18 protein-coding genes, 4 tRNA genes and 1 riboswitch are annotated in these 22799 nt (G+C 60.6%); of the genes, 3 read left to right on the forward strand and 19 right to left on the reverse strand.

Features of this window, described 5'->3' with window-relative positions:
• Positions 1–26 precede the first annotated feature (26 nt).
• The 3 genes from ACLH0I_RS22365 to ACLH0I_RS22375 all read right to left on the reverse strand — a co-directional run bounded on the left by ACLH0I_RS22365 (position 27) and on the right by ACLH0I_RS22375 (position 2747).
• The gene (locus ACLH0I_RS22365) at positions 27–545 is read right to left on the reverse strand and encodes a toxin-activating lysine-acyltransferase (RefSeq protein WP_411385410.1); all 519 of its coding nucleotides are present in this window, start codon (positions 543–545) and stop codon (positions 27–29) included.
• A 9-nt stretch (positions 546–554) separates the two neighbouring features.
• Positions 555–2216: a ShlB/FhaC/HecB family hemolysin secretion/activation protein gene (locus ACLH0I_RS22370; RefSeq protein WP_411385411.1), complete on the reverse strand. Its 1662-nt coding sequence runs from the start codon at positions 2214–2216 to the stop codon at positions 555–557.
• Between the two features lie 454 nt (positions 2217–2670).
• Positions 2671–2747, reverse strand: a tRNA-Arg gene (locus tag ACLH0I_RS22375).
• Between the two features lie 527 nt (positions 2748–3274).
• On the opposite strand from ACLH0I_RS22375, the gene ACLH0I_RS22380 reads away from it, so the two are divergent.
• Positions 3275–3601 (forward strand): Arc family DNA-binding protein, encoded by a 327-nt coding sequence (locus ACLH0I_RS22380; protein WP_186707061.1) that lies wholly within the window; start codon positions 3275–3277, stop codon positions 3599–3601.
• Positions 3602–4050: 449 nt separating this feature from the next.
• Here ACLH0I_RS22380 and mgtE read toward each other — a convergent pair whose 3' ends face one another.
• Positions 4051–5493: a magnesium transporter gene (gene mgtE / locus ACLH0I_RS22385; protein ID WP_060741018.1), complete on the reverse strand. Its 1443-nt coding sequence runs from the start codon at positions 5491–5493 to the stop codon at positions 4051–4053.
• Between the two features lie 321 nt (positions 5494–5814).
• Here mgtE and ACLH0I_RS22390 point away from each other — a divergent pair, with 321 nt between their 5' ends.
• Positions 5815–6318 (forward strand): cell envelope protein SmpA, encoded by a 504-nt coding sequence (locus tag ACLH0I_RS22390; protein WP_250963467.1) that lies wholly within the window; start codon positions 5815–5817, stop codon positions 6316–6318.
• Positions 6319–6358: 40 nt separating this feature from the next.
• Here ACLH0I_RS22390 and ACLH0I_RS22395 read toward each other — a convergent pair.
• The 7 genes from ACLH0I_RS22395 to ltaE form a co-directional block, all read right to left on the reverse strand.
• Positions 6359–6435: transfer RNA gene (locus ACLH0I_RS22395), tRNA-Arg, on the reverse strand.
• Between the two features lie 72 nt (positions 6436–6507).
• Positions 6508–6584: transfer RNA gene (locus ACLH0I_RS22400), tRNA-Arg, on the reverse strand.
• 107 nt (positions 6585–6691) lie between these two features.
• Positions 6692–6782, reverse strand: a tRNA-Ser gene (locus ACLH0I_RS22405).
• Positions 6783–6844: 62 nt separating this feature from the next.
• Complete coding sequence (gene csrA / locus ACLH0I_RS22410; protein WP_003178872.1) at positions 6845–7033, reverse strand: carbon storage regulator CsrA; 189 nt, start codon at positions 7031–7033, stop codon at positions 6845–6847.
• 184 nt (positions 7034–7217) lie between these two features.
• Positions 7218–8459, reverse strand: a complete 1242-nt coding sequence (locus tag ACLH0I_RS22415; RefSeq protein WP_053124398.1) for an aspartate kinase — start codon at positions 8457–8459, stop codon at positions 7218–7220.
• Between the two features lie 90 nt (positions 8460–8549).
• Positions 8550–11174 (reverse strand): alanine--tRNA ligase, encoded by a 2625-nt coding sequence (gene alaS / locus ACLH0I_RS22420; protein ID WP_411385412.1) that lies wholly within the window; start codon positions 11172–11174, stop codon positions 8550–8552.
• A 146-nt stretch (positions 11175–11320) separates the two neighbouring features.
• Positions 11321–12325 (reverse strand): low-specificity L-threonine aldolase, encoded by a 1005-nt coding sequence (gene ltaE, locus ACLH0I_RS22425; RefSeq protein ID WP_411385413.1) that lies wholly within the window; start codon positions 12323–12325, stop codon positions 11321–11323.
• A gap of 253 nt (positions 12326–12578) precedes the next feature.
• Positions 12579–12747: riboswitch (FMN riboswitch) on the forward strand.
• Positions 12748–12845: 98 nt separating this feature from the next.
• Here ltaE and ACLH0I_RS22430 point away from each other — a divergent pair.
• Complete coding sequence (locus tag ACLH0I_RS22430; RefSeq protein ID WP_411385414.1) at positions 12846–13355, forward strand: 6,7-dimethyl-8-ribityllumazine synthase; 510 nt, start codon at positions 12846–12848, stop codon at positions 13353–13355.
• Positions 13356–13478: 123 nt separating this feature from the next.
• On the opposite strand, the gene astE is transcribed toward ACLH0I_RS22430, so the two are convergent.
• From astE to ACLH0I_RS22470, 8 genes are all read right to left on the reverse strand, one after another.
• A complete protein-coding gene (gene astE, locus ACLH0I_RS22435; protein WP_411385415.1) occupies positions 13479–14486 on the reverse strand; it encodes a succinylglutamate desuccinylase in 1008 nt (335 codons plus the stop codon).
• Positions 14487–14498: 12 nt separating this feature from the next.
• Positions 14499–14786 carry a hypothetical protein gene (locus ACLH0I_RS22440; protein WP_003178862.1) on the reverse strand — a complete coding sequence of 96 codons (288 nt, stop codon included), beginning with the start codon at positions 14784–14786 and terminating at the stop codon, positions 14499–14501.
• Positions 14787–14855: 69 nt separating this feature from the next.
• Positions 14856–16202 (reverse strand): N-succinylarginine dihydrolase, encoded by a 1347-nt coding sequence (gene astB, locus ACLH0I_RS22445; RefSeq protein WP_250963461.1) that lies wholly within the window; start codon positions 16200–16202, stop codon positions 14856–14858.
• 144 nt (positions 16203–16346) lie between these two features.
• Positions 16347–17816, reverse strand: a complete 1470-nt coding sequence (astD, locus tag ACLH0I_RS22450) for a succinylglutamate-semialdehyde dehydrogenase (RefSeq protein WP_411385416.1) — start codon at positions 17814–17816, stop codon at positions 16347–16349.
• A complete protein-coding gene (gene astA / locus ACLH0I_RS22455; RefSeq protein WP_186707069.1) occupies positions 17813–18838 on the reverse strand; it encodes an arginine N-succinyltransferase in 1026 nt (341 codons plus the stop codon). The genes astD and astA overlap by 4 nt, the downstream gene beginning before the upstream one ends.
• Positions 18839–18892: 54 nt before the next feature.
• Positions 18893–19912 carry an arginine/ornithine succinyltransferase subunit alpha gene (gene aruF, locus ACLH0I_RS22460; RefSeq protein ID WP_003178851.1) on the reverse strand — a complete coding sequence of 340 codons (1020 nt, stop codon included), beginning with the start codon at positions 19910–19912 and terminating at the stop codon, positions 18893–18895.
• Positions 19913–20148: 236 nt separating this feature from the next.
• Positions 20149–21369 (reverse strand): aspartate aminotransferase family protein, encoded by a 1221-nt coding sequence (locus tag ACLH0I_RS22465; protein WP_411385417.1) that lies wholly within the window; start codon positions 21367–21369, stop codon positions 20149–20151.
• Between the two features lie 356 nt (positions 21370–21725).
• Entirely contained in the window at positions 21726–22706 is a 981-nt protein-coding gene (locus ACLH0I_RS22470) for a GlxA family transcriptional regulator (RefSeq protein ID WP_411385418.1), read from the reverse strand.
• Positions 22707–22799: the final 93 nt, after the last annotated feature.

Consider the following 22799-nt stretch of genomic DNA (forward strand, 5'->3'; position numbering starts at 1 on the left):
CCAGCCCGCACGAGCAGTGGTTGGAGTTACGCTTCGATTGCCAGCGGATGGGCGGCAAACCAGGCCTGGGCCTGTTCGGGAATGACCCCGATGCCTTGGAATGTCTTGACCCGCAGGCCGCGCTCGTCGCCTCGGTGATAGAGGGCACGGGCACAGCGATCGATAAAAAGATGACGTTGCAACAAGCGGCTCAATATCGCCGTGTGGCCAAAGGGAGCGACCCAGTCGTTGAGCCAGAGGCGCTCGCCGCTGTTCCAGTCGTCCTGGGTCAGCGCCAACGGCGACTGGCGCAGATAACGTTGCTCCGCCGCCTCGTCGAGGTTGAGCCAGGACAGGTAGAACACCGGCTTGCCGTGTTCGGAGCCGAGCACGAACTGGCGATGCTTGAGGGCCGGCAGCAGCAGCGTTGGCAAGGTGTGCAACGGCGCATCGCGATGGGCCTTGGAGTGCATCCACAACCAGGTGGCGGAGCCGAACACCGCGGCTTCGCTCCAGGGTTCGTCGATCAGGCCGGGGGCGATAATGTCTAGCGTCTCGAACTGCATGGGATCACCTCAGAATGACCAGATGACGGTGAACGCGCTGGTCACGTTGGCTGTCTCGAAACCATCGGGCTTCTTCAACGGCGTACCCACCGACCAGTCATAGGACAGGCTCTTGTAACCGCCGCGTATACCCACCACGGCCCCCGCCAGGCGCTGGCCGATCAGGAATTCGCTGGATTGACCACTGACTTCGCCATAGTCGATACCGGTGTAGAGTTCCTGGCCGGTCTGCCCCAGGGACAGGCCGATTTCGTTGCGCAGGGTCCAGCCACGGTCGGCGGACAGAATGTTTTCGCCATCGAAACCGCGCACGCTGTAGCGCCCGCCGATGGAGAAACGATCCTGAGGCACCAGCGGCGTGCGGTTCCATTGCGCGCGCCAGCCGCCGATGTAGCGCAGGCGCTGATCGCCAACCTGGAACGGCACCTGCAATTGGGCATCGGCAGTGATGATCTGCGAGCGCGACGTGCCGGCGTCAAAGTCTTCTTCAGGCGCCCTGAGCGCATCATGGGCACCAGTGCCGCGACGATAGGCGACGCCCAGGTCAAGAATCGAAGCGCCAATAAACTCCCGATGATCCAACCCCAACTGCCAACCGGCCATGCGGCGTTTCTGGTTGCCGACTTCGGTGTCGTCGATGAAGTTCTCAGAGGAACGCGTCCACAGGCTGCCCCAGGCCGTGGTCTTGCGAACGGCGTCGCGGTACAGCAGGCGTGACAGGCGCACCTCGTTGTTGCGACTCTCGCCCCGGTACAGATAGGTCTGGTTGGCGCCGGCGACCGACTGTTCGTAGTTGTATTCGCTGCTGGTGAACCCCAACTGCCAATAACCGAACGGCAGCGAATAATGCAGCGTGCTGCCATCGGAGCCGCGATGGCCGGACTCGCCACCGCCCAGGTCATGGTTGACGCTGGCGTAGAACAAATCGTTGAGCGACAGCAGGTTGTCCAAGGACAGCGACACGTTGCCCTGGTATTTGCCCGTGGTCTTGCTGCCCGAATTGTCCACCGACAGGCTCACCCGAGCGGGGAACCGCTGGCTCCAGGCGATTACCACGTCGCTCTCACCGGGTTTGGCGTCGGCGGCACGGGCTGGCGCGATCTTGATGTCGGCCTCGGCGGTCGGCACGCGCTTGAAGTTCTCCAGCGCCTGCTCGATGTCGCGCAAGTTGAGCAGATCGCCAGGACTGGCCGGCATCGCGTTCCAGGCATTGGCTCGGGAGCTGGTGCCCTCTTCGAAACGAATCTCACGGATGCGCCCCGGCACGAGGGTCAACACCAGGACCCCACTGTTCAGATCCTGGGCTTCGGCGAGTACGCGCGTGGTGACGTAGCCGGCCTCGATGATCGCATTTTGCATGCGCTTCATCGTCAGGTTGATCCCGCCGCCACCGAGGCAACGGCCAATGGCCGGATCATCCTTGGGGTTGGCGGCGCGCAACGCCCACTGGAATTGTTCCGACGCTTCGCCGATCAGGCGAATGTCATTGATGGCGAAGCAGGGACTCTCCTTGGCGGGCAAGCGCTCGACACCTTCATCCACGGGTGTCGCCTGCAGGCGCACGTCGGGCCGGGACTCCAACTGATCGCGCAACACCCGTTCGCGCTCTTGCTGGCGCAGCAGTTCTTCTTCAGGCCCAGCCGCCTGCGCAACGCTCCACGCGCCCGTCATCCAGGCCGCTATCAGCAGCAGGGCGAGGCGTTTGGCGTTTTGTGCAGATGAGCAGGTTCCGTCAGCACAACGGCGAGGGCTGCTCGGTTTACGCGGTCGGCAGGGTGCGGCTGGCTGCATGTCACATCCTTGTGGCCTGAATCAAAGACACGGTGGGTCAGGCCTGCGAAATGCGGCACCGACATCGGTAAAAAAGAGGTACGTATTCCATCGGCTACGAAGGAAAAGTCCTACAACGTACCGAGACGGTCAGATAGCAGAGGGGGGAGAAAGTTTCGCGTTACCGAAACAGGCTCGGTAAAAAAGAGCAAAAATGGGCAGTCGATCACAGCCTGGGGGAATGAAGAGCGGTGCAAGGCACGCATGGCGCGCTGAAGGCGAAGATGATCGTGCGCAGATGGGGAATGCAAGCAGGGGAAAGTGAGCGGAAAACACGCTAACCCACTGTTTATAATGGTGTCCCAGGGCAGGTTCGAACTGCCAACCTTCCCCTTAGGAGGGGGATGCTCTATCCAATTGAGCTACTGAGACACGAGTCGACCACGAGGAATGCGGTGCGCGGAACGGCGTGCATGTTAACGACCTGCCCTGCGTTTGTCATGTCGTCCCTTTTTTTAAGTGTAGGTAATTGGTACTGCCCGGAAGGCTGGATAGGCCAGACGGCCATGCCTCGGCCACCATTCATCTGCCCCTGGCTTGCTCATCCTAGTAAATCGGCCATTTGCCACTATCCTGTACAAGACAGGGACGGCAGGCGTTTTTGTCCATTTCCGTTATCCGCCAGACGGTATGGCACAACGACACAATCTGACGGTCACAAAATGCGAACCTGTTGTTTTTTCCAATCAGTCCGCATTTTTTTGATGAAAGGTGCTGGCATAACGCCTTTACCCGGATCAGAATTTGTCACAGAATTGGCGCCAATGATCTGGCAATTTTGAGGCATGATGCGGGCCTCTTAACAATTCAGGTTGAACATTTGGCAATGGGGCTTGTCTTATCGACATCCTGCGGCCAATCCCAAGAACCGCTCCCCTGAACTAACCGGTTAAATAAATATGCGCCCAATGAAACAGGCAATTTATTCCAGCCGTACGGCTGACAAGTTCGTCGTACGTCTGCCAGACGGAATGCGGGAACGCATTGCCGAGGTGGCTCGTAATCATCATCGCAGCATGAACTCTGAAATCATTGCGCGCCTGGAGCAAAGCCTGATTCAGGAAGGTGCACTGGGTGAAGAGTTGAGCATGCGCCTGGACAGCCCAGAGCTGTCTTTGCATGAGCGCGAGTTGCTTCAACGCTTCCGACAACTTTCCCACCGCCAGCAGAACGCCCTCGTTTCGCTGATTGCTCATGACGTAGAGATGGCCGCAGAGCCGAGCTGATCACACGCAAAACACTCAAGCCAGCCTCGTGCTGGCTTTTTTATGCCTGGCGTTTGGCCCTCCTGCTCCATTTTTCTCGTGCTCACAAAAAAGCCCGCCAACCTGTGGGAGCGAGCTTGCTCGCGATAGCGGTGGTTCAGTCACATGGATGTTGGGCTTGCCGGCCCCATCGCGAGCAAGCTCGCTCCCACAGGGGTTTTGTGTTGGATATAAATTTTGTGTTCACTGGAAATTGAATGTGGGAGCGGTCTCCATCAAGAGCCAGGTCGGCTACCAGGCCGCGTCGGAGAACCCTAAGCAGCCGTTACCGCAGCAACGGATATGCACACCACCCGCCTGGAAAAAGGCGATTGGACTTTTCAAAAAAACGGCGCTTTTCATTTCTGAAACAAGCGCCGTTTTTCCAAGTGAACAGTATTACGCCAACAGGCGGCTTTCCCGATAAATGATCAAAGCAGGAAAATCGTCGCCAACCCCAGGAAAATGAAGAACCCGCCACTGTCGGTCACCGCGGTAATCATGACACTGGCACCCATGGCTGGATCACGCCCCATACGGGCCAGGGTCATGGGAATCAAGACTCCCATCAATGCTGCCAGCAGCAGATTGAGTGTCATCGCGGCCGTCATGACCACACCCAGCGACCAGCTACCATAAAGCAGGTAAGCCACCACACCGATCACGCCACCCCAAATCACGCCGTTGATCAAGGAGACAGCCAGTTCCTTGCGCATCAACCGCGAGGTATTGCCGGTGCTGACCTGGTCCAGCGCCATGGCACGGACAATCATGGTGATGGTCTGGTTACCGGAGTTGCCACCGATACCGGCGACGATGGGCATCAGCGCCGCAAGCGCCACCAGCTTCTCGATGGAGCCTTCGAACAGGCCGATGACCCGGGAAGCGACAAACGCCGTGATCAGATTGATCGCCAGCCAGGCCCAGCGGTTACGCAGGGACTTCCAGACCGAGGCGAAGATGTCTTCCTCTTCGCGCAGACCGGCCATGTTGAGGACTTCGCTTTCGCTTTCCTCACGAATCAAGTCGACCATTTCATCGATGGTCAAACGGCCGATCAGCTTGCCGTTCTTGTCGACCACCGGTGCGGAAATCAAGTCGTAACGTTCGAATGCCTGGGCCGCATCATAGGCGTCTTCGTCCGGGTGAAAGCTCACCGGGTCGCTGGCCATGACCTCGGCGACCTGCTTTTCCGGGTCGTTGACGAGCAGACGCTTGATGGGCAGCACGCCCTTGAGCACGCCGTCATAGTCGACCACGAATAGCTTGTCGGTATGGCCGGGCAGCTCCTTGAGACGGCGCAGGTAACGCAAGACCACTTCAAGGCTGACGTCCTCGCGGATCGTCACCATCTCGAAGTCCATCAACGCACCGACCTGCTCCTCGTCATAGGACAGCGCCGAGCGCACACGCTCACGCTGCTGGCCGTCGAGGGCTTCCATCAGTTCGTGGACAACGTCCCGCGGCAGTTCGGGCGCCAGGTCGGCGAGTTCGTCGGCGTCCATCTCCTTGGCCGCCGCCAGCAACTCGTGATCATCCATGTCGGCGATCAGGGTTTCCCGAACCGAGTCCGACACTTCGAGCAGGATGTCACCGTCGCGGTCAGCCTTGACCAACTGCCAGACCGTCAGGCGCTCTTCCAGTGGCAGGGCTTCAAGAATGTAGGCGACGTCGGCGGAGTGCAGGTCATCGAGCTTGCGTTGCAGCTCAACAAGGTTCTGCCGGTGGACCAGGTTCTCGACCCGGTCATGATTCGGGCCTTCCTGGCGATGCGTCAGGTCTTCGACGACCCGCTGGCGCTGCAGCAGCTCAACGACTTGAGCGAGGCGATCCTGAAGGCTTTCCTGCGTTTTTTTTACTTCTACTTGGGTCATAGGCGAACTCCACTCCCAGCAGTGGAGCACGCCGGAAGGATCAATCAGTTAATTCATGATTGGCAAAACTAGATATTGAGTAACTACTGGGTAAGTCCATGGAGATATTCCAAAGCCCCGGCGGGGCTGACGGGCGCAATCATACACCGCTTGACGCTTTAAAACGCTAAAAAATCATGGCAAGAACAAGCGCTTGCGAGACAAACCTGAACACAGGCTGAACCATCCCCTTACGACGACTTATCCAGAAAAGAAAACACACGCGCCGGCAGGAATGCAGCGACTACCCTTTTCTCCTGCACCGTCAAGGAGGACGACCGGATGCCTGTCAGCCACTACCTGTTCCTGCTCGCCGCCCTGCCCTGCCTGCCGTTGTGGGCAGCCGGGCAGACTGTGCACCGCTGCGAAAGTCTTGCGGGGCACGTGACGTTCACCACCTTGAGCTGCGGCCCGGGAGAAGCCCTGTCGCTGCAGCAGATCCACCCGTACAGCCCTGGCACGAGTGAGCCGACGACCGAAGCGATGCTGCCCGAAGCGGAGCACCGACAAACATCCGGCAACACAACCGCCCGCAAGGAACCGACCGTGGTTGGCCAGTTCCAGGACCGCTGCGGAAACCTCATCGATGCCAGGCAACGGCGCAATGCCATCCTGGAACGACGCATCGTCGCCGGCATGAGCCAACAAGATGTAGAAAGCGCCTTGGGCAAGCCAGACTCGATCAAAGTCAGGAATTCGAGCACACGCTATACCTACAAGGCGAAGAAAGGTCGCAGCGCCGAGGTTGTGTTCGATGAGAAGGGGTGCGTGAAAGGCAAATCGTAGACAGCAAAAAGCCCGCGTTAAACGCGGGCTTTTTGGTGTTTGGTGCACTCGACAGGATTCGAACCTGTGACCGCTCGGTTCGTAGCCGAGTACTCTATCCAGCTGAGCTACGAGTGCAAGTTGTGGTTTTATACCAGATCACAACTGGTTGAAGCCAAGTTATTTGCATTGCTGCAAACGACTCTTAAATGGTGCACTCGACAGGATTCGAACCTGTGACCGCTCGGTTCGTAGCCGAGTACTCTATCCAGCTGAGCTACGAGTGCATTTGTTGCCGCGCATTATAGGTCGTCAATTCCTTTTGTAAAGCGCTTTTTTCAGCAATTTCAACCACTTACTGATAAAGCCAGGTTCTGACGCACTAAACGAATAATGGCGGAGAACGGGGGATTCGAACCCCCGACACCCTTTTGAGGTGTACTCCCTTAGCAGGGGAGCGCCTTCGGCCACTCGGCCAGCTCTCCGCAACACGGGGCGTATATTAACCACCTTCATCCCCGTTTGCAAACATAAAAATCGATAAAAATTAATGGCTTGGTTCGTCGTCCTTCTCTTTCTTGATACGCAGGTAGATTTCCTCCCGGTGTACAGCGACCTCTTTCGGGGCATTGACGCCGATACGCACTTGGTTTCCTTTGACGCCGAGCACGGTCACGGTGATTTCGCCATCGCCAATAATCAGGCTTTCTGCACACCGACGGGTCAGAATCAGCATACCTTTCTCCTCACGCAATTCACTTAAGGGACAACAGTCTGCAAAAAAAAGGCATTGGACCTACAACCGAAACGGTCGAAGCCTACAGGCCTAGTATTGACCAGCGCGGGCAAAAGAACAGTTTTGAGACGCGCCATTCAGAAAAACAAAGGGCGCGGTCCAGCCGCGCCCTCAAGACAACGCTTTACTCGCCCTGTTGGACAGCAGCGTCGAGTTCGAAAGCCGTGTGCAGGGCGCGCACGGCCAGTTCCAGGTACTTCTCTTCGATGACCACGGAAACCTTGATTTCCGAGGTAGAGATCATCTGGATGTTGATGCTTTCCTTGGCCAGGGATTCGAACATGCGGCTGGCCACGCCCGCGTGGGAACGCATGCCGACACCAACGATCGAGACCTTGGCGATCTTGGTATCGCCCACCACTTCCCGGGCACCGATCTCGCCAGCGGTCTTTTTCAGGATCGCTTCGGCAGACTGGTAGTCGTTGCGGTGCACGGTGAAGGTGAAGTCGGTGGTGTTATCGTGCGAAACGTTCTGCACGATCATGTCGACTTCGATGTTCGCGGCGCTGATCGGGCCGAGAATCTTGAACGCCACGCCGGGGGTGTCTGGCACGCCACGGATGGTCAGCTTGGCTTCATCGCGGTTGAAAGCGATGCCGGAAATGATCGGCTGTTCCATGGATTCCTCTTCATCGATAGTAATGAGGGTGCCCGGACCCTCTTTGAAGCTGTGCAGAACGCGCAGCGGAACGTTGTACTTGCCGGCGAACTCAACCGCCCGGATCTGCAACACCTTCGAGCCTAGACTGGCCATTTCCAGCATTTCTTCGAACGTGATCTTGTCCAGGCGCTGGGCCACAGGCACGACCCGTGGGTCGGTGGTGTAGACGCCGTCCACATCGGTGTAGATCTGGCATTCGTCAGCCTTGAGAGCCGCTGCCAGCGCCACGCCGGTGGTGTCGGAACCGCCACGGCCGAGGGTGGTGATGTTGCCCTGCTCGTCCACGCCCTGGAAACCAGCGACGACCACGACACGGCCAGCCTTCAGGTCACCGCGGATCTTCTGGTCGTCGATCTGCAGGATACGCGCTTTGTTGTGCGCGCTGTCCGTCAGGATGCGCACCTGGTTGCCGGTGTAGGACACCGCCGGCACACCACGCTTGATCAGCGCCATGGCCAGCAAGGCGATGGTCACCTGCTCGCCAGTGGAAACGATCACGTCCAGCTCGCGGGGAACCGGTTGCTGGTCTCCGCTGATTTGCTTGGCCAGATCGATCAGACGGTTGGTCTCGCCGCTCATGGCCGACAGCACAACCACCAGGTCATCGCCCGCTTCACGGAATTTCTTAACCTTGTCGGCGACTTGTTCGATTCTCTCGACAGTGCCGACCGAGGTGCCTCCAAATTTCTGTACGATCAAAGCCATTTCAAAGCCGCCTCTGCCCATGAAGGGCGCCCAATAATTCAATCAGCAGCGCGCGGGCTCGTCACTAGACCACGAGCCCGCGACGCTGCCTTAAATACCCTGCTCTACAAATGCAACGGTCTGGGCCAGTGCCGCGTCCAGTGCGCCGACGTCGGTACCACCGCCTTGCGCCATGTCCGGACGACCACCGCCCTTGCCGCCCACTGCCGCAGCGGCCTGCTTCATCAAATCACCGGCTTTGAGTTGGCCAGTCAGGTCTTTGGTCACGCCTGCGACAAGAACGACCTTTTCCTCATGGACACTGCCGAGCAGGATCACTGCGCGGCCGAGTTTGTTTTTCAGTTGATCGACCAGCGCCAACAGCGCCTTGCCATCCTGGCCATCCAGACGCACGGCCAGCACCTTCACGCCCTTGACGTCCACGGCCTGGGCCGACAGATCGTCGCCCGCGGCGCTGGCGGCCTTGGCCTGCAACTGCTCGAGTTGCTTTTCCAGCAGGCGGTTGCGTTCCAGCACAGCCGACAGCTTGTCGATCAGGTTGTCGCGGCTGCCCCTGATCAGGCTTGCCGCTTCCTTGAGTTGTTCTTCCGCCGCGTTGAGGTACGCCAGCGCCGCTGCGCCAGTGACCGCCTCGATACGCCGCACGCCGGAGGCGACGCCGCCTTCGCTGATGATCTTGAGCAGGCCGATGTCGCCGGTGCGATTGGCGTGGATACCACCGCACAGCTCCACGGAGAAATCACCGCCCATGCTCAGCACGCGCACATTGTCGCCATATTTCTCACCGAACAACGCCATCGCGCCCTTGCGCTTGGCGGTCTCGATGTCGGTTTCCTCAGTCTCTACCGGAGAGTTCTTGCGAATCTCGGCGTTGACGATGTCTTCCAGCGCCTTGATCTGCTCAGGCTTGATGGCTTCAAAATGGCTGAAGTCAAAGCGCAGGCGCTGGCTGTCCACCAACGAGCCCTTCTGCTGGACATGCTCGCCCAGCACCTGGCGCAACGCTGCGTGCAGCAAGTGCGTGGCGGAGTGGTTCAGCGATGTCGCGTGGCGAACCTCGGCATCGACATGGGCCGCCACGGGAGCGGCGATCATCAAGCTGCCCGACGCCAGCACGCCATGGTGCAGGAAAGCACCACCGGTCTTGGTGGTGTCACGCACGTCGAAACGCGAGCTGCCCGCTTGCAGGTAACCGCTGTCGCCGATCTGGCCGCCGGACTCGGCGTAGAACGGCGTCTTGTCCAACACGATCACGCCTTCCTGGCCTTCGCTCAGGATGTCCACCGACTGCCCATCCTTATAGATGGCAACGATCTTGGCCGAACCGGTGGTGCCGGCATAGCCGGTGAATTCGGTGGCCACGTCAACCTTGACCAGGCTGTTGTAGTCCATGCCGAAGGAGCTGGCGGAACGCGCGCGCACCCGCTGGGCTTCCATCTCGCGCTCGAAACCGTCCTCGTCGAGGGTCAGGTTGCGTTCGCGGGCGATGTCGCCGGTCAGGTCCATCGGGAAACCGTAGGTGTCGTACAGCTTGAACACCACGTCGCCCGGGACCACGCTGCCCTTGAGTTCGGCCAGGTCCTGCTCGAGGATCTTCAGGCCTTGCTCCAGGGTCTTGGCGAATTGCTCTTCTTCCGCCTTGAGCACGCGCTCGATGTGCGCCTGCTGGGACTTGAGTTCCGGGAAGGCTTCGCCCATCTCGGCCACCAACGCTCCGACGATCTGATAGAAGAAGCTGCCCTTGGCGCCCAGCTTGTTGCCGTGACGGCAGGCGCGACGGATGATCCGGCGCAGCACATAACCGCGACCTTCGTTGGAAGGCAGCACACCGTCGGCAATCAGGAAACCGCAGGAACGGATGTGGTCAGCGACGACTTTCAGCGAAGCCTGGTTGTCGTTGGTGCAACCGATGGCCTTGGCCGACGCGCTCAGCAGGCTCTGGAACAGGTCGATCTCGTAGTTGGAATGAACGTGCTGCAGCACCGCACTGATCCGCTCCAGGCCCATGCCGGTGTCCACCGACGGCGCTGGCAGCGGATGCAACACGCCATCGGCGGTGCGGTTGAATTGCATGAACACGTTGTTCCAGATCTCGATGTAGCGGTCGCCGTCTTCTTCCGGCGAGCCGGGTGGGCCGCCCCAGATGTCGGCGCCGTGATCGTAGAAAATCTCGGTGCAAGGACCGCATGGGCCGGTGTCGCCCATGGTCCAGAAGTTATCGGAGGCGTAAGGCGCGCCTTTGTTGTCGCCGATGCGCACCATGCGCTCTGCCGGGACACCGACCTCCTTGGTCCAGATGTCATAGGCTTCGTCATCGGTGGCGTAGACCGTTACCCAGAGCTTCTCCTTGGGCAGGTTCAGCCACTTGTCGGAGGTCAGGAAGGTCCAGGCGAAAGTGATAGCGTCGCGCTTGAAATAATCACCGAAGCTGAAGTTACCCAGCATTTCGAAGAACGTGTGGTGACGTGCGGTATAGCCGACGTTTTCCAGGTCGTTGTGCTTGCCGCCGGCACGCACGCACTTCTGGCTGCTCACTGCACGGGTGTAGGCACGTTTTTCCTGGCCCAGGAAGCAGTCCTTGAACTGGTTCATCCCCGCGTTGGTGAACAGCAGGGTCGGGTCGTTGCCCGGAATCAAAGAGCTGGAGGCTACTCGGGTGTGGCCTTGCTCTTCGAAGAAGCGAAGGAAGGCTTCACGGATTTCTGCGCTTTTCATTAGGTTCTTCCACGGAGGCTGCGGCCAAAGGCCTGTGCAAAACGTCAACAGACGAAGCAACGGCAAAGGGCCGCATTATATCGGCCCTGCGCGTGGGGTACAGCGTGTTTATGTGATAGAAACTGTCAATTGCCCAGGTTAACGGGTCATTGGCGGGAAAAATCGACGAAAGCGGCGATCACCTGGTCGATTTGCGCCGCGCTCACGTCCATGTGCGTCACCATTCGCAAGCGTGGCGCCGCGCTGAGCTTGATGCCCCGTTCATCGGCAAACGCCTTGATCACCTCGGCCCGCTCGCCCATTTGTACGTAGACCATGTTGGTCTGCACCGGCTCGACCTTGTAGCCCGCCGCACGCAAGCCCTCGGCGAGCCGCTGGGCATTGGCGTGGTCATCGGCCAGGCGCTGCACGTGATGTTCCAGGGCATACAGCCCCGCCGCCGCGAGAATGCCGGCCTGGCGCATGCCGCCACCGACCATCTTGCGCAACCGACGCGCCTTGCCGATCAGCTCGACGCTGCCGCACAGGACCGAGCCCACTGGCGCGCCAAGGCCCTTGGACAGGCACACCGACACCGAATCGAAATGTTGTGTGATCTGCCGGGCATCGACATTCAGCTTGACCGCAGCGTTGTACAACCGCGCCCCGTCCAGGTGCAGCGCCAGGCCATGTTCCTGGGTGAAACGCCGGGCCCGAGCCAGGTATTCCAGCGGCAGCACCTTGCCCTGCATGGTGTTTTCCAAGGCCAGCAGGCGGGTGCGGGCAAAGTGGAAGTCATCGGGCTTGATCGCCGCGGCGACGTGCGCCAGGTCCAGGGAACCGTCCGCCTGCACCTCCAGAGGCTGGGGCTGGATCGAACCGAGCACCGCCGCTCCGCCGCCTTCGTATTTATAGGTGTGGGCCTGCTGGCCGACGATGTACTCATCGCCGCGCTCGCAGTGGGCCATCAACCCCAACAGGTTGCTCATGGTGCCCGTCGGCACGAACAGCGCTGCGGCAAAGCCCAGGCGCGCGGCCAGTTCAGCTTCGAGGCGATTGACGGTCGGGTCTTCGCCATACACATCGTCGCCGGTCGGCGCACTGGCCATGGCATCGAGCATGCCGGCGGAAGGTTGGGTGACCGTGTCGCTGCGAAGATCGATAACACTCATGAATCTGGCCTCGGGTGCTGTTTGGGGAATTCCCTTTCGAAGGACAATTACTGCGGGCATGGCGCGGAATAATCAAGCCCAGGACCACACTAACCCAACAGATTATCCAAATCCCCTGTGGGAGCGAGCTTGCTCGCGATGGCGGCAGTAAACCCTGCATCGATGCAAGCTGAACCACCGCTATCGCGAGCAAGCTCGCTCCCACAGTGGTTTATGTGTTAAAAAATCTCCGCCGTCACATGCCGTGGCGGCAAAACGTTCTCAGGGCGGGGTGCAACTCCCCACCGGCGGTAATTGCGCGCAATGCGCATAGCCCGCGAGCGCTTGGCGCTACATCGCTTTTTGGGGTGTAGCGACAAGGTCAGCAGACCCGGTGTGATTCCGGGGCCGACGGTCATAGTCCGGATGAAGAGAGAACGGGATCGACACCCAAGGGCCGACTGCGACTCCGTGCGCGGCGTACCCTCGAATCCCCTTCGATTCATGACGCCCTGTTTTTCACACAAACAGGAACCAGAACATGCAACCCACTGCAATCGACAGCAAAAGCAAAAGTCATCCGGGCGAGCGCGTCGCGTTCATCCAGGCCTGCTGGCACAAGGAAATCGTCGACCAGAGCCGGAAAGGCTTCGTCGCCGAAATGATCCTCCAGGGTTACCAGGAAAGTGATATCGACTTCTTCGAAGTCGGCGGCGCCTTCGAAATTCCGCTGCACGCCAAGCTGCTGGCCAAGTCAGGCCGCTACGCCGGCATCGTCGCCGCCGGCCTGGTGGTGGACGGTGGTATCTACCGCCACGAGTTTGTCGCCCAATCGGTCATCAGTGGCCTGATGCAGGTGCAATTGGAAACCGAAGTGCCGGTGTTCTCGGTCGTGCTCACGCCGCATCACTTCCATGCCGGGGAAGAACATCAGAAGTTCTTCTTCGAGCATTTCGTGCACAAGGGCCAGGAGGCGGCGAAGACCTGCGCCGATACCTTGCACAAGACCCGGACGTTGCGTCGCAGTGAACAGCGGGCGGTAGCGGTCTAAAGCTGCAAAAAAAACCTGTGGGAGCGAGCTTGCTCGCGATAGCGGTGTTCCAGTCTATATTGAAGGCGACTGACACTCCGCTATCGCGAGCAAGCTCGCTCCCACATTGGTTTTGTGGAGGTTTTAGACCAGGCTTTCATCAGTCGCCGGCACGATCAGGATGCCAGCCCGCAAGCCATTCTTGACCTTGGGGTTCGGGAAGATGATCCGCGCGCCCTCCTCTTCGATCACCCAGCGGGTCTGGGCGATGTCTTCGGCCAGCACATAGCCTTTTTCAAGCTCGGAGAAGTTCTCGACATCCGCCGGCAGGTTAAGGCGGAAACTGTCGCTGTGCTTGATGATTTCCCGGGCCACGCTGAACAGCTGGAGGCCATCGAGGCCCTCGTCCAACTCCGGCTCGTTGCCTTCGATGATCTGGTGCAGGCCAGTTTCCAGCAGGCTGACGTTGACTCCGTCGTTCTGCCCGAACGGCCGGGCCTTGCCCAGCTCCAAGGTGAAGGATTCGGCACCGAGCTGATCGTAGGTATAGGCACTGAACACGATGGACGGCTTGTTCTGCAGCAGCACCGCTTCCATGCCCGCGGCACGCAGGCGCGCCAGTTCCCGGCGTGAATGCTGGCGACCTTCTTTCCATGGATAGAGGGCGAACTGCTCGATCTTCGAGCCACGAATGGCAGTGTGCAGGTCGTAGTGCAAGCGACTGCGCTCCGGCCGGCTGAAAAAACTGGCGGCCAGCCGCTCCAGCTCGCAGGCCCGCAGCGCCTCAGGACCACCGCTCAACTCATGGCGACCATTGAACAGCCGGTTGACGTCCTGTTCGACGAAACGCTCACCGCGCCGGATGGCCTCGGGGTTGCCGAACAGGAACAGAATGCGTGCCCGGGGTTTCAGGTCACCACGGGCGATGTCATGCAGCAGGCGGTCGAGCAATTCGATCGGCGCGGTTTCGTTGCCGTGGATGCCGGCCGACAGCAGCAGGTCCAGGCCGTTGTCCCAGGCTTCGGGCGGCTTGACCTCCAGCGCGCCCTCGCTCAACCAGCGCATCCGTACGCCTTCGACAGTCAGTTGAGTCTTCTCCGCCGGTTCACGGCCGGCGAGGGTCAGTTCAAGCAGTTTGCCGAGGGCGAGCATAGCGCGGTTTCCTTAGTGGTCGTGGCCGCAATCCGGGCCATGGACATGGTCATCGTCGCCGACGTCCGCCGGTTCCATTTCCAGTTGCAGGCTGACCAGGTTGGTCGCCAATGGACGCAACAACAGGTTGGCGTATTCCTCGTCCCCTTCCTCGACGTCAACGCCGATCAGCAGCTGACCGCGGCCATCCTGCTGGATCCACAATTCCTTGCCTTGCCACATCACCGCGACGCGGGTGCAGGAGGTTTCCAGTTGGGTGCCGTCGGTGTCTTCGAGGATCAGCTGCAGGGTATCGCTCATGTCTTTACATTCTCGTCTGGGGATAAGGCAACGCGCCCTGCTTTGACTGTAGTCAGGTCGCGCGCGCTTTCAATTGATCTGGAAAGGATAAACCGCGCCAAGTTTAAGGATTTGTGTCAGTTCATCCAGTGCCCCGCGGCATTCGAGCAGCAACTGCGGGTCTGCCAGGTCATTCTCGGTCATGCGGTCGCGGTAGTGACGCTCGACCCATTGGGTCAGCGAATCGTACAGCGGCGCGGTCATGATAACCCCTGGGTTGACGGCCGCCAGTTCGGTTTCATTCAGCGCTACGCGCAACCTCAGGCAAGCAGGGCCGCCGCCGTTCTGCATGCTTTGCTTGAGGTCGAAGACCTTCACTTCGCGGATAACGCCGCCAGCGCCCGTCAGGCCTTGCAAGTATTGCCAGACGCGTTCGTTGCCGCGGCATTCTTCCGGCACGATCAATAGCATCGAGCCGTCGGGACGCGACAGCAACTGGCTATTGAACAGGTAGGAACGAACCGCATCATCGACGGTGACCGCCGAACGCGGTACGCACACCGATTGAAATTTCCCACCGACCTTGGCGAGTTTGCTGCTCAATTCGGCCAGCATCTTGTCGGTCTCGAGAAACGCGTCCTCGTGATAGAACAGCACTTCGCCATTACCCACCGCGATCACGTCGTTGTGGAACACGCCTTGGTCGATCACCGACGGATTCTGTTGCGCGTAGACCACGCCCTCCTCCCGCAGACCATGCAGGCGCGCAACCGCCTGGGAGGCTTCGAGGGTTTGGCGTGCCGGATATTTCTGCGGTGCGGGGTAACGGGTGTCGAAGGCACTGCGACCGAAGACGAAGAATTCGACACCGGCCTCGCCGTAGGCGCGGCAGAAACGGGTGTGGTTGGCCGCGCCTTCATCGCCGAACTGCGCCACCGCCGGCAACGCGGCGTGATGGGCGAAGTGTTGCGGGTTGGCGAACATCGCCCCCAGCACACGGCTGGTGGTCGGATGCTCGATGCTGCGGTGGTATTTGCAGTTCAGGTTGGCGGCGGTGAAGTGCACGCGGCCATCGGCCGTGTCGGCGCTCGGGCTGACCGTGGCGGCGTTGGCCACCCACATGCTGGAGGCCGAGCAACTGGCGACCAACAGTGGCATCGCTTCTTTCGCGGCCTGCTGGATGACCTGGGCATCGCTGCCGGCAAAGCCCAGCCGACGCAAAGCCGCCACGTCCGGGCGCTCCTGCGGTGCCAGCACGCCTTGCTGGAAACCCATGTCCATCAGCGCTTTCATTTTCGCCAGGCCCTGCAACGCCGCTTCCTTGGGGTTCGAGGACTGCTGGCTGTTGCTCTGGGACGCGACGTTGCCGTACGAGAGCCCGCCGTAGTTATGGGTCGGCCCCACTAGACCGTCAAAGTTGACTTCATAGGATTTCATCAGCGAGGCTCCACGAGAATCTGTTTTTTATAGGCATCAGGTAACGGTTTTGATCGAATACCGAGGCGCGGCCTTCGCGAGCAAGCTCGCTCCCACAGGGTCTTGCACCGTCCTTGTGGGAGCGAGCTTGCTCGCGATTGGGGCTTAAACCATTTTTACGCCAGGCGTCAGGCTCGCCGGCATGACAAGGCTCGGCGTCTCCAGGGAAGCCACCGGGTACGCGCAATAATCCGCCGCGTAATAAGCGCTGGCGCGATGGTTGCCCGAGGCACCGACACCGCCGAACGGCGCGCTGCTGGCGGCGCCGGTCAGCTGTTTGTTCCAGTTGACGATACCGGCGCGGCTTTGCAGCCAGAACTCTTGGTAACGGTCCTGGGAATCGGACAGCAAGCCGGCGGCCAGGCCATATTGCGTGTTGTTGGCTTCGGTAATCGCTGCGGGGAAATCCTTGTAGCGGATCACTTGCAGCAACGGCCCGAACAACTCCTCGTCGGGACGCTCGGCCACGGCCGTCACGTCCAGGATACCCGGCGTCAGCAATGCAGCCTGGGCCTGCGGCTGAGTCATGGCCAACAGCGGCACTGCGCCTTTGCCCAGCAAGTGGTTTTGCGCATCCATCAGCGCCTTGGCCGCGCCCAGGGAAATCACCGAGCCCATGAACGGTGCCGGTTGCTGGTCGAAGGCACCCACTTCAAGGGTAGAACTGACCGCCACCAGGCGCGCCAGCAAGGCATCGCCCCAGGCACTTACCGGCACCAGCAGGCGGCGCGCACACGTGCAGCGCTGCCCGGCGGAAATGAAGGCGGATTGGATAATGGTGTAGACCGCCGCATCGACGTCCGCCACCTCATCCACCACCAGTGGGTTGTTACCGCCCATTTCCAGCGCGAGGATCTTGTCCGGGCGACCGGAAAACTGTTGGTGCAGCAAGTTTCCGGTGCGGCTGGAGCCGGTGAAGAACAGCCCGTCGATGCCCGGGTTCGCCGCCAGGGCGATACCGGTTTCCCGCGCGCCTTGCAGCAGGTTCAGCACGCCCGCCGGCAAACCCGCCTCGACCCAGCACTTGACCGTCAGCTCGGCGACTTTCGGCGTCAGCTCGCTCGGCTTGAACAACACGCAGTTGCCGGCGAGCAGCGCAGGCACGATGTGGCCATTGGGCAAATGGCCAGGGAAGTTGTAAGGGCCGAACACCGCCACCACACCGTGGGGTTTGTGGCGCAGCACGGCGGTGGCGTCGCCCAGGGGGCCGCTCTTCTCGCCGGTCCGCTCGCGGTAGCTCTGCACCGAAATGGCGATTTTGTTGACCATGCTGGTCACCTCGGTCGCCGCTTCCCACAACGGCTTGCCGGTTTCTTCACCGATGCACCGGGCCAGTTCGTCAGCATGGCTTTTCAGGGACGCGGCAAAGGCCTCCAGCACCTGGATGCGTTCATCCAGCGAGCGGCGGGCCCAGTCCGGGAACGCTTGGCGCGCGGCCTGCACCGCCGATTCCACCTGCGCCGCGGTGGCGCCGTTGCCCGACCACAACACCTGCTGGGTCACTGGATTCAACGACTCGAAGAGGTCGCCCTGGCCTTCCAGCCAGCTACCTGCGATGTACAACGACTTCATCATTTTGACTCCCGGGCAGCAGACAACGCCACGGCACGCACCTGGTCGCCGGCGTTGAGTTGAAGACGTTTGGCGGTCAGCGGATCGACCACCAGTGTGCCTGCGGCAAAGCGCGCCGGTGCCGCGGTGATGCGGCAGTCTTCGCGCTTGCGGTTATGGATGAGGAACGGCGTGGCGTCATCGCCCGGCGTGCCGATGGCCAGCACCAGCGCCTGGCTGTCGCGAATCGCGCGGATCTTGCCGGTTTCGCATTCCACCGCCGGGCCGGCGTCGAAGATGTCGACGTAACCCTGGTAGCTGAACCCTTCGCTCTTGAGCATCGACAGCGCCGGTTCGGTATCTGGATGAACCTGGCCAATCACGGCCCGGGCATCTTCGGACAAGAAGCAGGTGTACAGCGGGAACTTGGGCATCAGCTCGGCGATGAACGCCTTGTTACCAACGCCGGTCAGGTAATCGGCCTGGCTGAATTCCATCTTGAAGAAATGCCGGCCCAGGCTTTCCCAGAACGGCGAACGCCCGTTGTCGTCGGACATGCCGCGCATCTCGGCGATGATCTTGTTGCCGAACAACTGCGGGAATTCGGCGATGAACAACAGCCGCGCCTTGGCCAGCATCCGGCCGTTGAGGCCATTGCGGAAGTCGGCGTGGAGGAACAGCGAGCACAGCTCCGAATTGCCGGTCAGGTCGTTGGCCAGGAACAACGTCGGGATTTCCCGATAAATGTTCAACTCCTGGGACGCGCTGACCGTCAGGCCGACCCGGAAGTTGTACCAGGGCTCACGCAATCCCACCGCGCCGGCGATGGCGGAAATGCCCACCACGCGACCGTCATCGTCTTCGAGCACGAACAGGTAGTCCGCGTCACCACGCCCGGCTTCGCCGCGAAAGGTCTTCTCGGCCCAGCCGACCCGATGGGCCAGGCGCTCTTCGTTGGCCGGCAAGGTAGTCAGGCCGGTGCCCGTGCTGCGGGCCAGGGCGATCAGAGCGGGTAAGTCGCTGCTGCGTACGGGACGAACGATCATGCTATCTCCTCAGACGGGCCGCTCTCGCCACCCGCGAAACTCAGCTGTAAAGCGTTATACCGCTACCAAACGCACGCTGGCGCCTTCGCCAACGCCCAAGGCTTCGGCCGCTTCCATGTCCAGCGTTACAGGCTTGCCTGGCGCGTAGTCGAGCTCGAGCAGCACGGCGCGGTAATCCTGCAATTGGGCATTGGCCACCAGGTATTGGCGGCCGGCCCCCTTGACCGGTTCGCCGATCTTGACCGGCACCACGCGGCTCTGGGCAATCGAACGGATGCCCGAGACACGGGCATGCAGGGTCGGGCCACCGTCGAAGATGTCGATGTAGTGATCGGTCTCGAAACCCTCGCGCATCAGGATGTCGAAGGTGATCTGCGCCCGCGGATGAACCTGGCCCATGGCTTCCTGGGCGGCGTCCGGCAACAGCGGCACGTAGATCGGGTAATGGGGCATCAGCTCGGCGAGGAACGTACGGCTTTTCAGCCCGCACAAACGCTCGGCGGCGGCGTAGTTGAGGTCGAAGAAATTGCGGCCGATGGCGTCCCAGAACGGCGAGTCGCCATTCTCATCGCTGTAGCCGACGATCTCGGTCACCACCGAATCGGCGAACCGCTCCGGATGACTGGCGACGAACAACAGCCGCCCGCGGGAATTGAGTTCCGACCACGGCGAACCCACCAATTCCGGCACCACGTAGAAACTGGTCAACAGGCTGTTGCCGGTCAGGTCGTGGCATTGGGAGAGTACGTGGATCTTGTTGTGGATCTTCAGCTCACGGGACGCGTGAACGAAGGTCTCGTTGCGAAAGCTGTAGAACGGTTCGGAATAACCGGCCGAAGCGACAATGGCCGAGCAGCCGGCCAGCTTGCCGGTCGCGGTGTCTTCGAGGACGAAGAAATAGCTCTCTTCGCCGTTGAAACTGACTTCGGCGGCAAACGAGGCTTCGCTGGCGGCGATCTTGTCGCTCAGGCGTTCAACGTCATCCGGCAAGGAGGTGACACCGATCGGACTGTCCGCAGCCAGACGCTGTACCTCGCCCAGATCAGCCATTTGCGCGGGGCGCATCACCAGCATGGTGTCACTCCTTAACTTGAAATAAACGGTTCGACCAAAGGGTCGATACACAGAAAAAAACTAAACAAACACCCTGGCCCGCATTGCATCTGCGGCGGTCTTCGATTTTTCAGCCGCTGCAAGACTCCTGTGGGAGCGAGCTTGCTCGCGATAGCGGTGTGTCAGTCAACATTCATTTCACTGAAGCACCGCCATCGCGAGCAAGCTCGCTCCCACAAGGGAGGTCCGGGTCAGCCTCAGGCTTGCGTCAGCTTCGCCGCCGCCTGCTCGAAGCGGTCCAGGCCGGCGTCGATGTCGGCGTCTTCCACCACCAGGCTCGGGGCGAAGCGAATCACGTCCGGGCCGGCTTGGAGGATCATCAGGCCTTCCTGTTCGGCGGCATTGAAGATGTCCTTGGCCTTGCCTTTCCAGGCGTCGTTCAGCACGCAACCGATCAGCAGGCCCAGGCCACGCACCTGGGTGAACAGGCCGTACTTCTCGCCGATCTGTTCCAGGCGTGCCTTGAATTTGTTGTGCTTGGTCTTGACGCCACCGAGCACTTCAGGGGTATTGATCACGTCGATTACCGCCTCGGCCACCGCACACGCCAGCGGGTTGCCGCCGTAGGTGGTGCCGTGGGTGCCGACGACCAGGTGCTTGGCCAGCGCTTCGGTGGTGAGCATCGCCGCGATCGGGAAACCACCGCCCAGGCTCTTGGCGCTGGTGAGGATGTCCGGGACCACGCCGTAATGCATGTAGGCGAACAGATGGCCGCTGCGGCCCATGCCGGTCTGCACTTCGTCAAAGACCAGCAGCGCATCGTGGGCATCGCACAGGTCGCGGGCGCCTTGCAGGTAGGCCTGCTCGGCCGGCAACACACCGCCCTCGCCCTGGATCGGTTCCAGCACAACGGCGCAGGTCTTATCGGAAATGGCGGCTTTCAAAGCAGCCAGGTCGTTATAAGGAACGTGGGTAATGCCGGTAATTTTAGGCCCGAAACCGTCGGAGTACTTCGATTGCCCGCCGACGTTGACGGTGAACAGGGTACGACCGTGGAAGCTATTGAGCGCGGCGATGATTTCGTAATTTTCACTGCCGAAACGATCGAAGGCGACGCGACGGGCCAGCTTGAAGGCGGCCTCGTTGGCTTCGGCGCCGGAGTTGCAGAAGAACGCGCGCTCGGCGAAGGTCGCGTTGACCAGTTTGTGAGCCAGGCGCAGGGCCGGTTCGTTGGTGAAAACGTTGGAGACGTGCCACAGCTTGTTGGCCTGTTCGGTCAGTGCACCGACCAGCGCCGGGTGGGCATGGCCCAGTACGTTGACTGCGATACCGCCAGCAAAGTCGATCAGCTCGCGACCGGATTGATCCCATACGCGGGAACCGGCACCACGCACAGGAATGAAGGCAGCAGGTGCATAGTTGGGAACCATAACCTGGTCGAAATCGGCGCGTTGTACCGCGGCTTGCTCAACGGACATCGGAGTCTCCTGATGAGGAACACCCGCCTGGAACTGGCGAGCTTGGTAAGGATTGTAAGGACAGTTTTCAGCCCGGCCTTGCCGCCAAGCGACAACTTCTTATAGCGCCAACCCACGTTTTGCGCGGGTTTACGGCAATGCGACAAATAGCGTCGCAAAGGCGCAGTTTAAACGTTGCCGGTGTATTTGAGGTGCCCGCATTCACATTTGCGCTGCCAGACACAAAACACCTGTGGGAGCGAGCTTGCTCGCGATGGCGGAGTGTCAGCCAACATTCATTTCACTGAAATACCGCCATCGCGAGCAAGCTCGCTCCCACAGTTCTTGTGTTGACCGCCTATCCGCAGTCTTGCCGCTTAGCCCCGTTCGGAGGGCACCGAGGACAATTCGAACGGGCTGCTGCTGCGTCGCTGGTTGCGGTCTTCCCGCGGCGTGGCGCCGAAGAAGTTGCGGTAGGCGCTGGAGAAGTGGGGCCCCGAGGAGAAACCGCAGGACAAGCCGATCTGGATGATGGACTTGCTGGTCTGCATCAGCATCTGCCGGGCCTTGTTCAGGCGCAGCTCCAGGTAATACTGGCTGGGCACGCGGTTGAGGTATTGCTTGAAGATCCGCTCCAGTTGCCGACGGGATACGCACACATGCTGGGCGATTTCGTCGGTGGTCAGCGGCTCCTCGATGTTGGCCTCCATCAGCAACACCGCCTGGGTGAGCTTTGGATGGCTGGAGCCGAGGCGATTCTGCAACGGAATGCGCTGGCGCTCGCCACCCTCGCGAATGCGCTCGACCACCAGCTCTTCCGACACCGCGCCGGCCAGTTCCGCGCCGTGATCCCGGGCCAGCACCGCCAGCAGCAGGTCCAGCACCGACATGCCGCCGCAAGCGCTCAGGCGATCGCGATCCCAGTCGAACAGATGGCTGGTGGCAATGACCTTGGGGAAGCGTTCGGAGAAATCGTCCTGCCAACGCCAATGCACAGCGGCACGGTAACCGTCGAGCAACCCCAATTGCGCCAGGGGATAGACACCGGCAGACAAACCGCCGATCACACAACCGGCACGCACCAGTTGCTTGAGGGCGCTGCCCAGGGGCGAGGCCAGCGCGGTCGGCGGCTCATCGGCCAGCAGGAACAGCTTCTGGAAACCCTCGAGCTTGCCGGCCCAGGGTTCGCCCGGCAATTGCCAGGCGCCGTCGGCCGGTGGCTCGGCCTGCAAGAACGACAACTCGTAGACCACATCCGGATGCACCCGCTGGGCGACACGCAAGGCGTCCTCGGCCAGCGCCAGCGTCAAGGCTTTAGTGCTGGGCCAAATCAGGAAACCTATTCGATGGGCAGTCATGGCGGGCGATCCGAAGCGAAAACAGTGTTAAAGCCAAAAGCGGCTGCAACCAAATTAGACCATCTGGCGCGCGGTGCGCAGCATGACCCAAAT

Origin of the sequence: Pseudomonas sp. MPB03, from assembly GCF_046605385.1 — a bacterium.
Classification (GTDB): Bacteria; Pseudomonadota; Gammaproteobacteria; order Pseudomonadales; family Pseudomonadaceae; genus Aquipseudomonas; species Aquipseudomonas zanjanensis.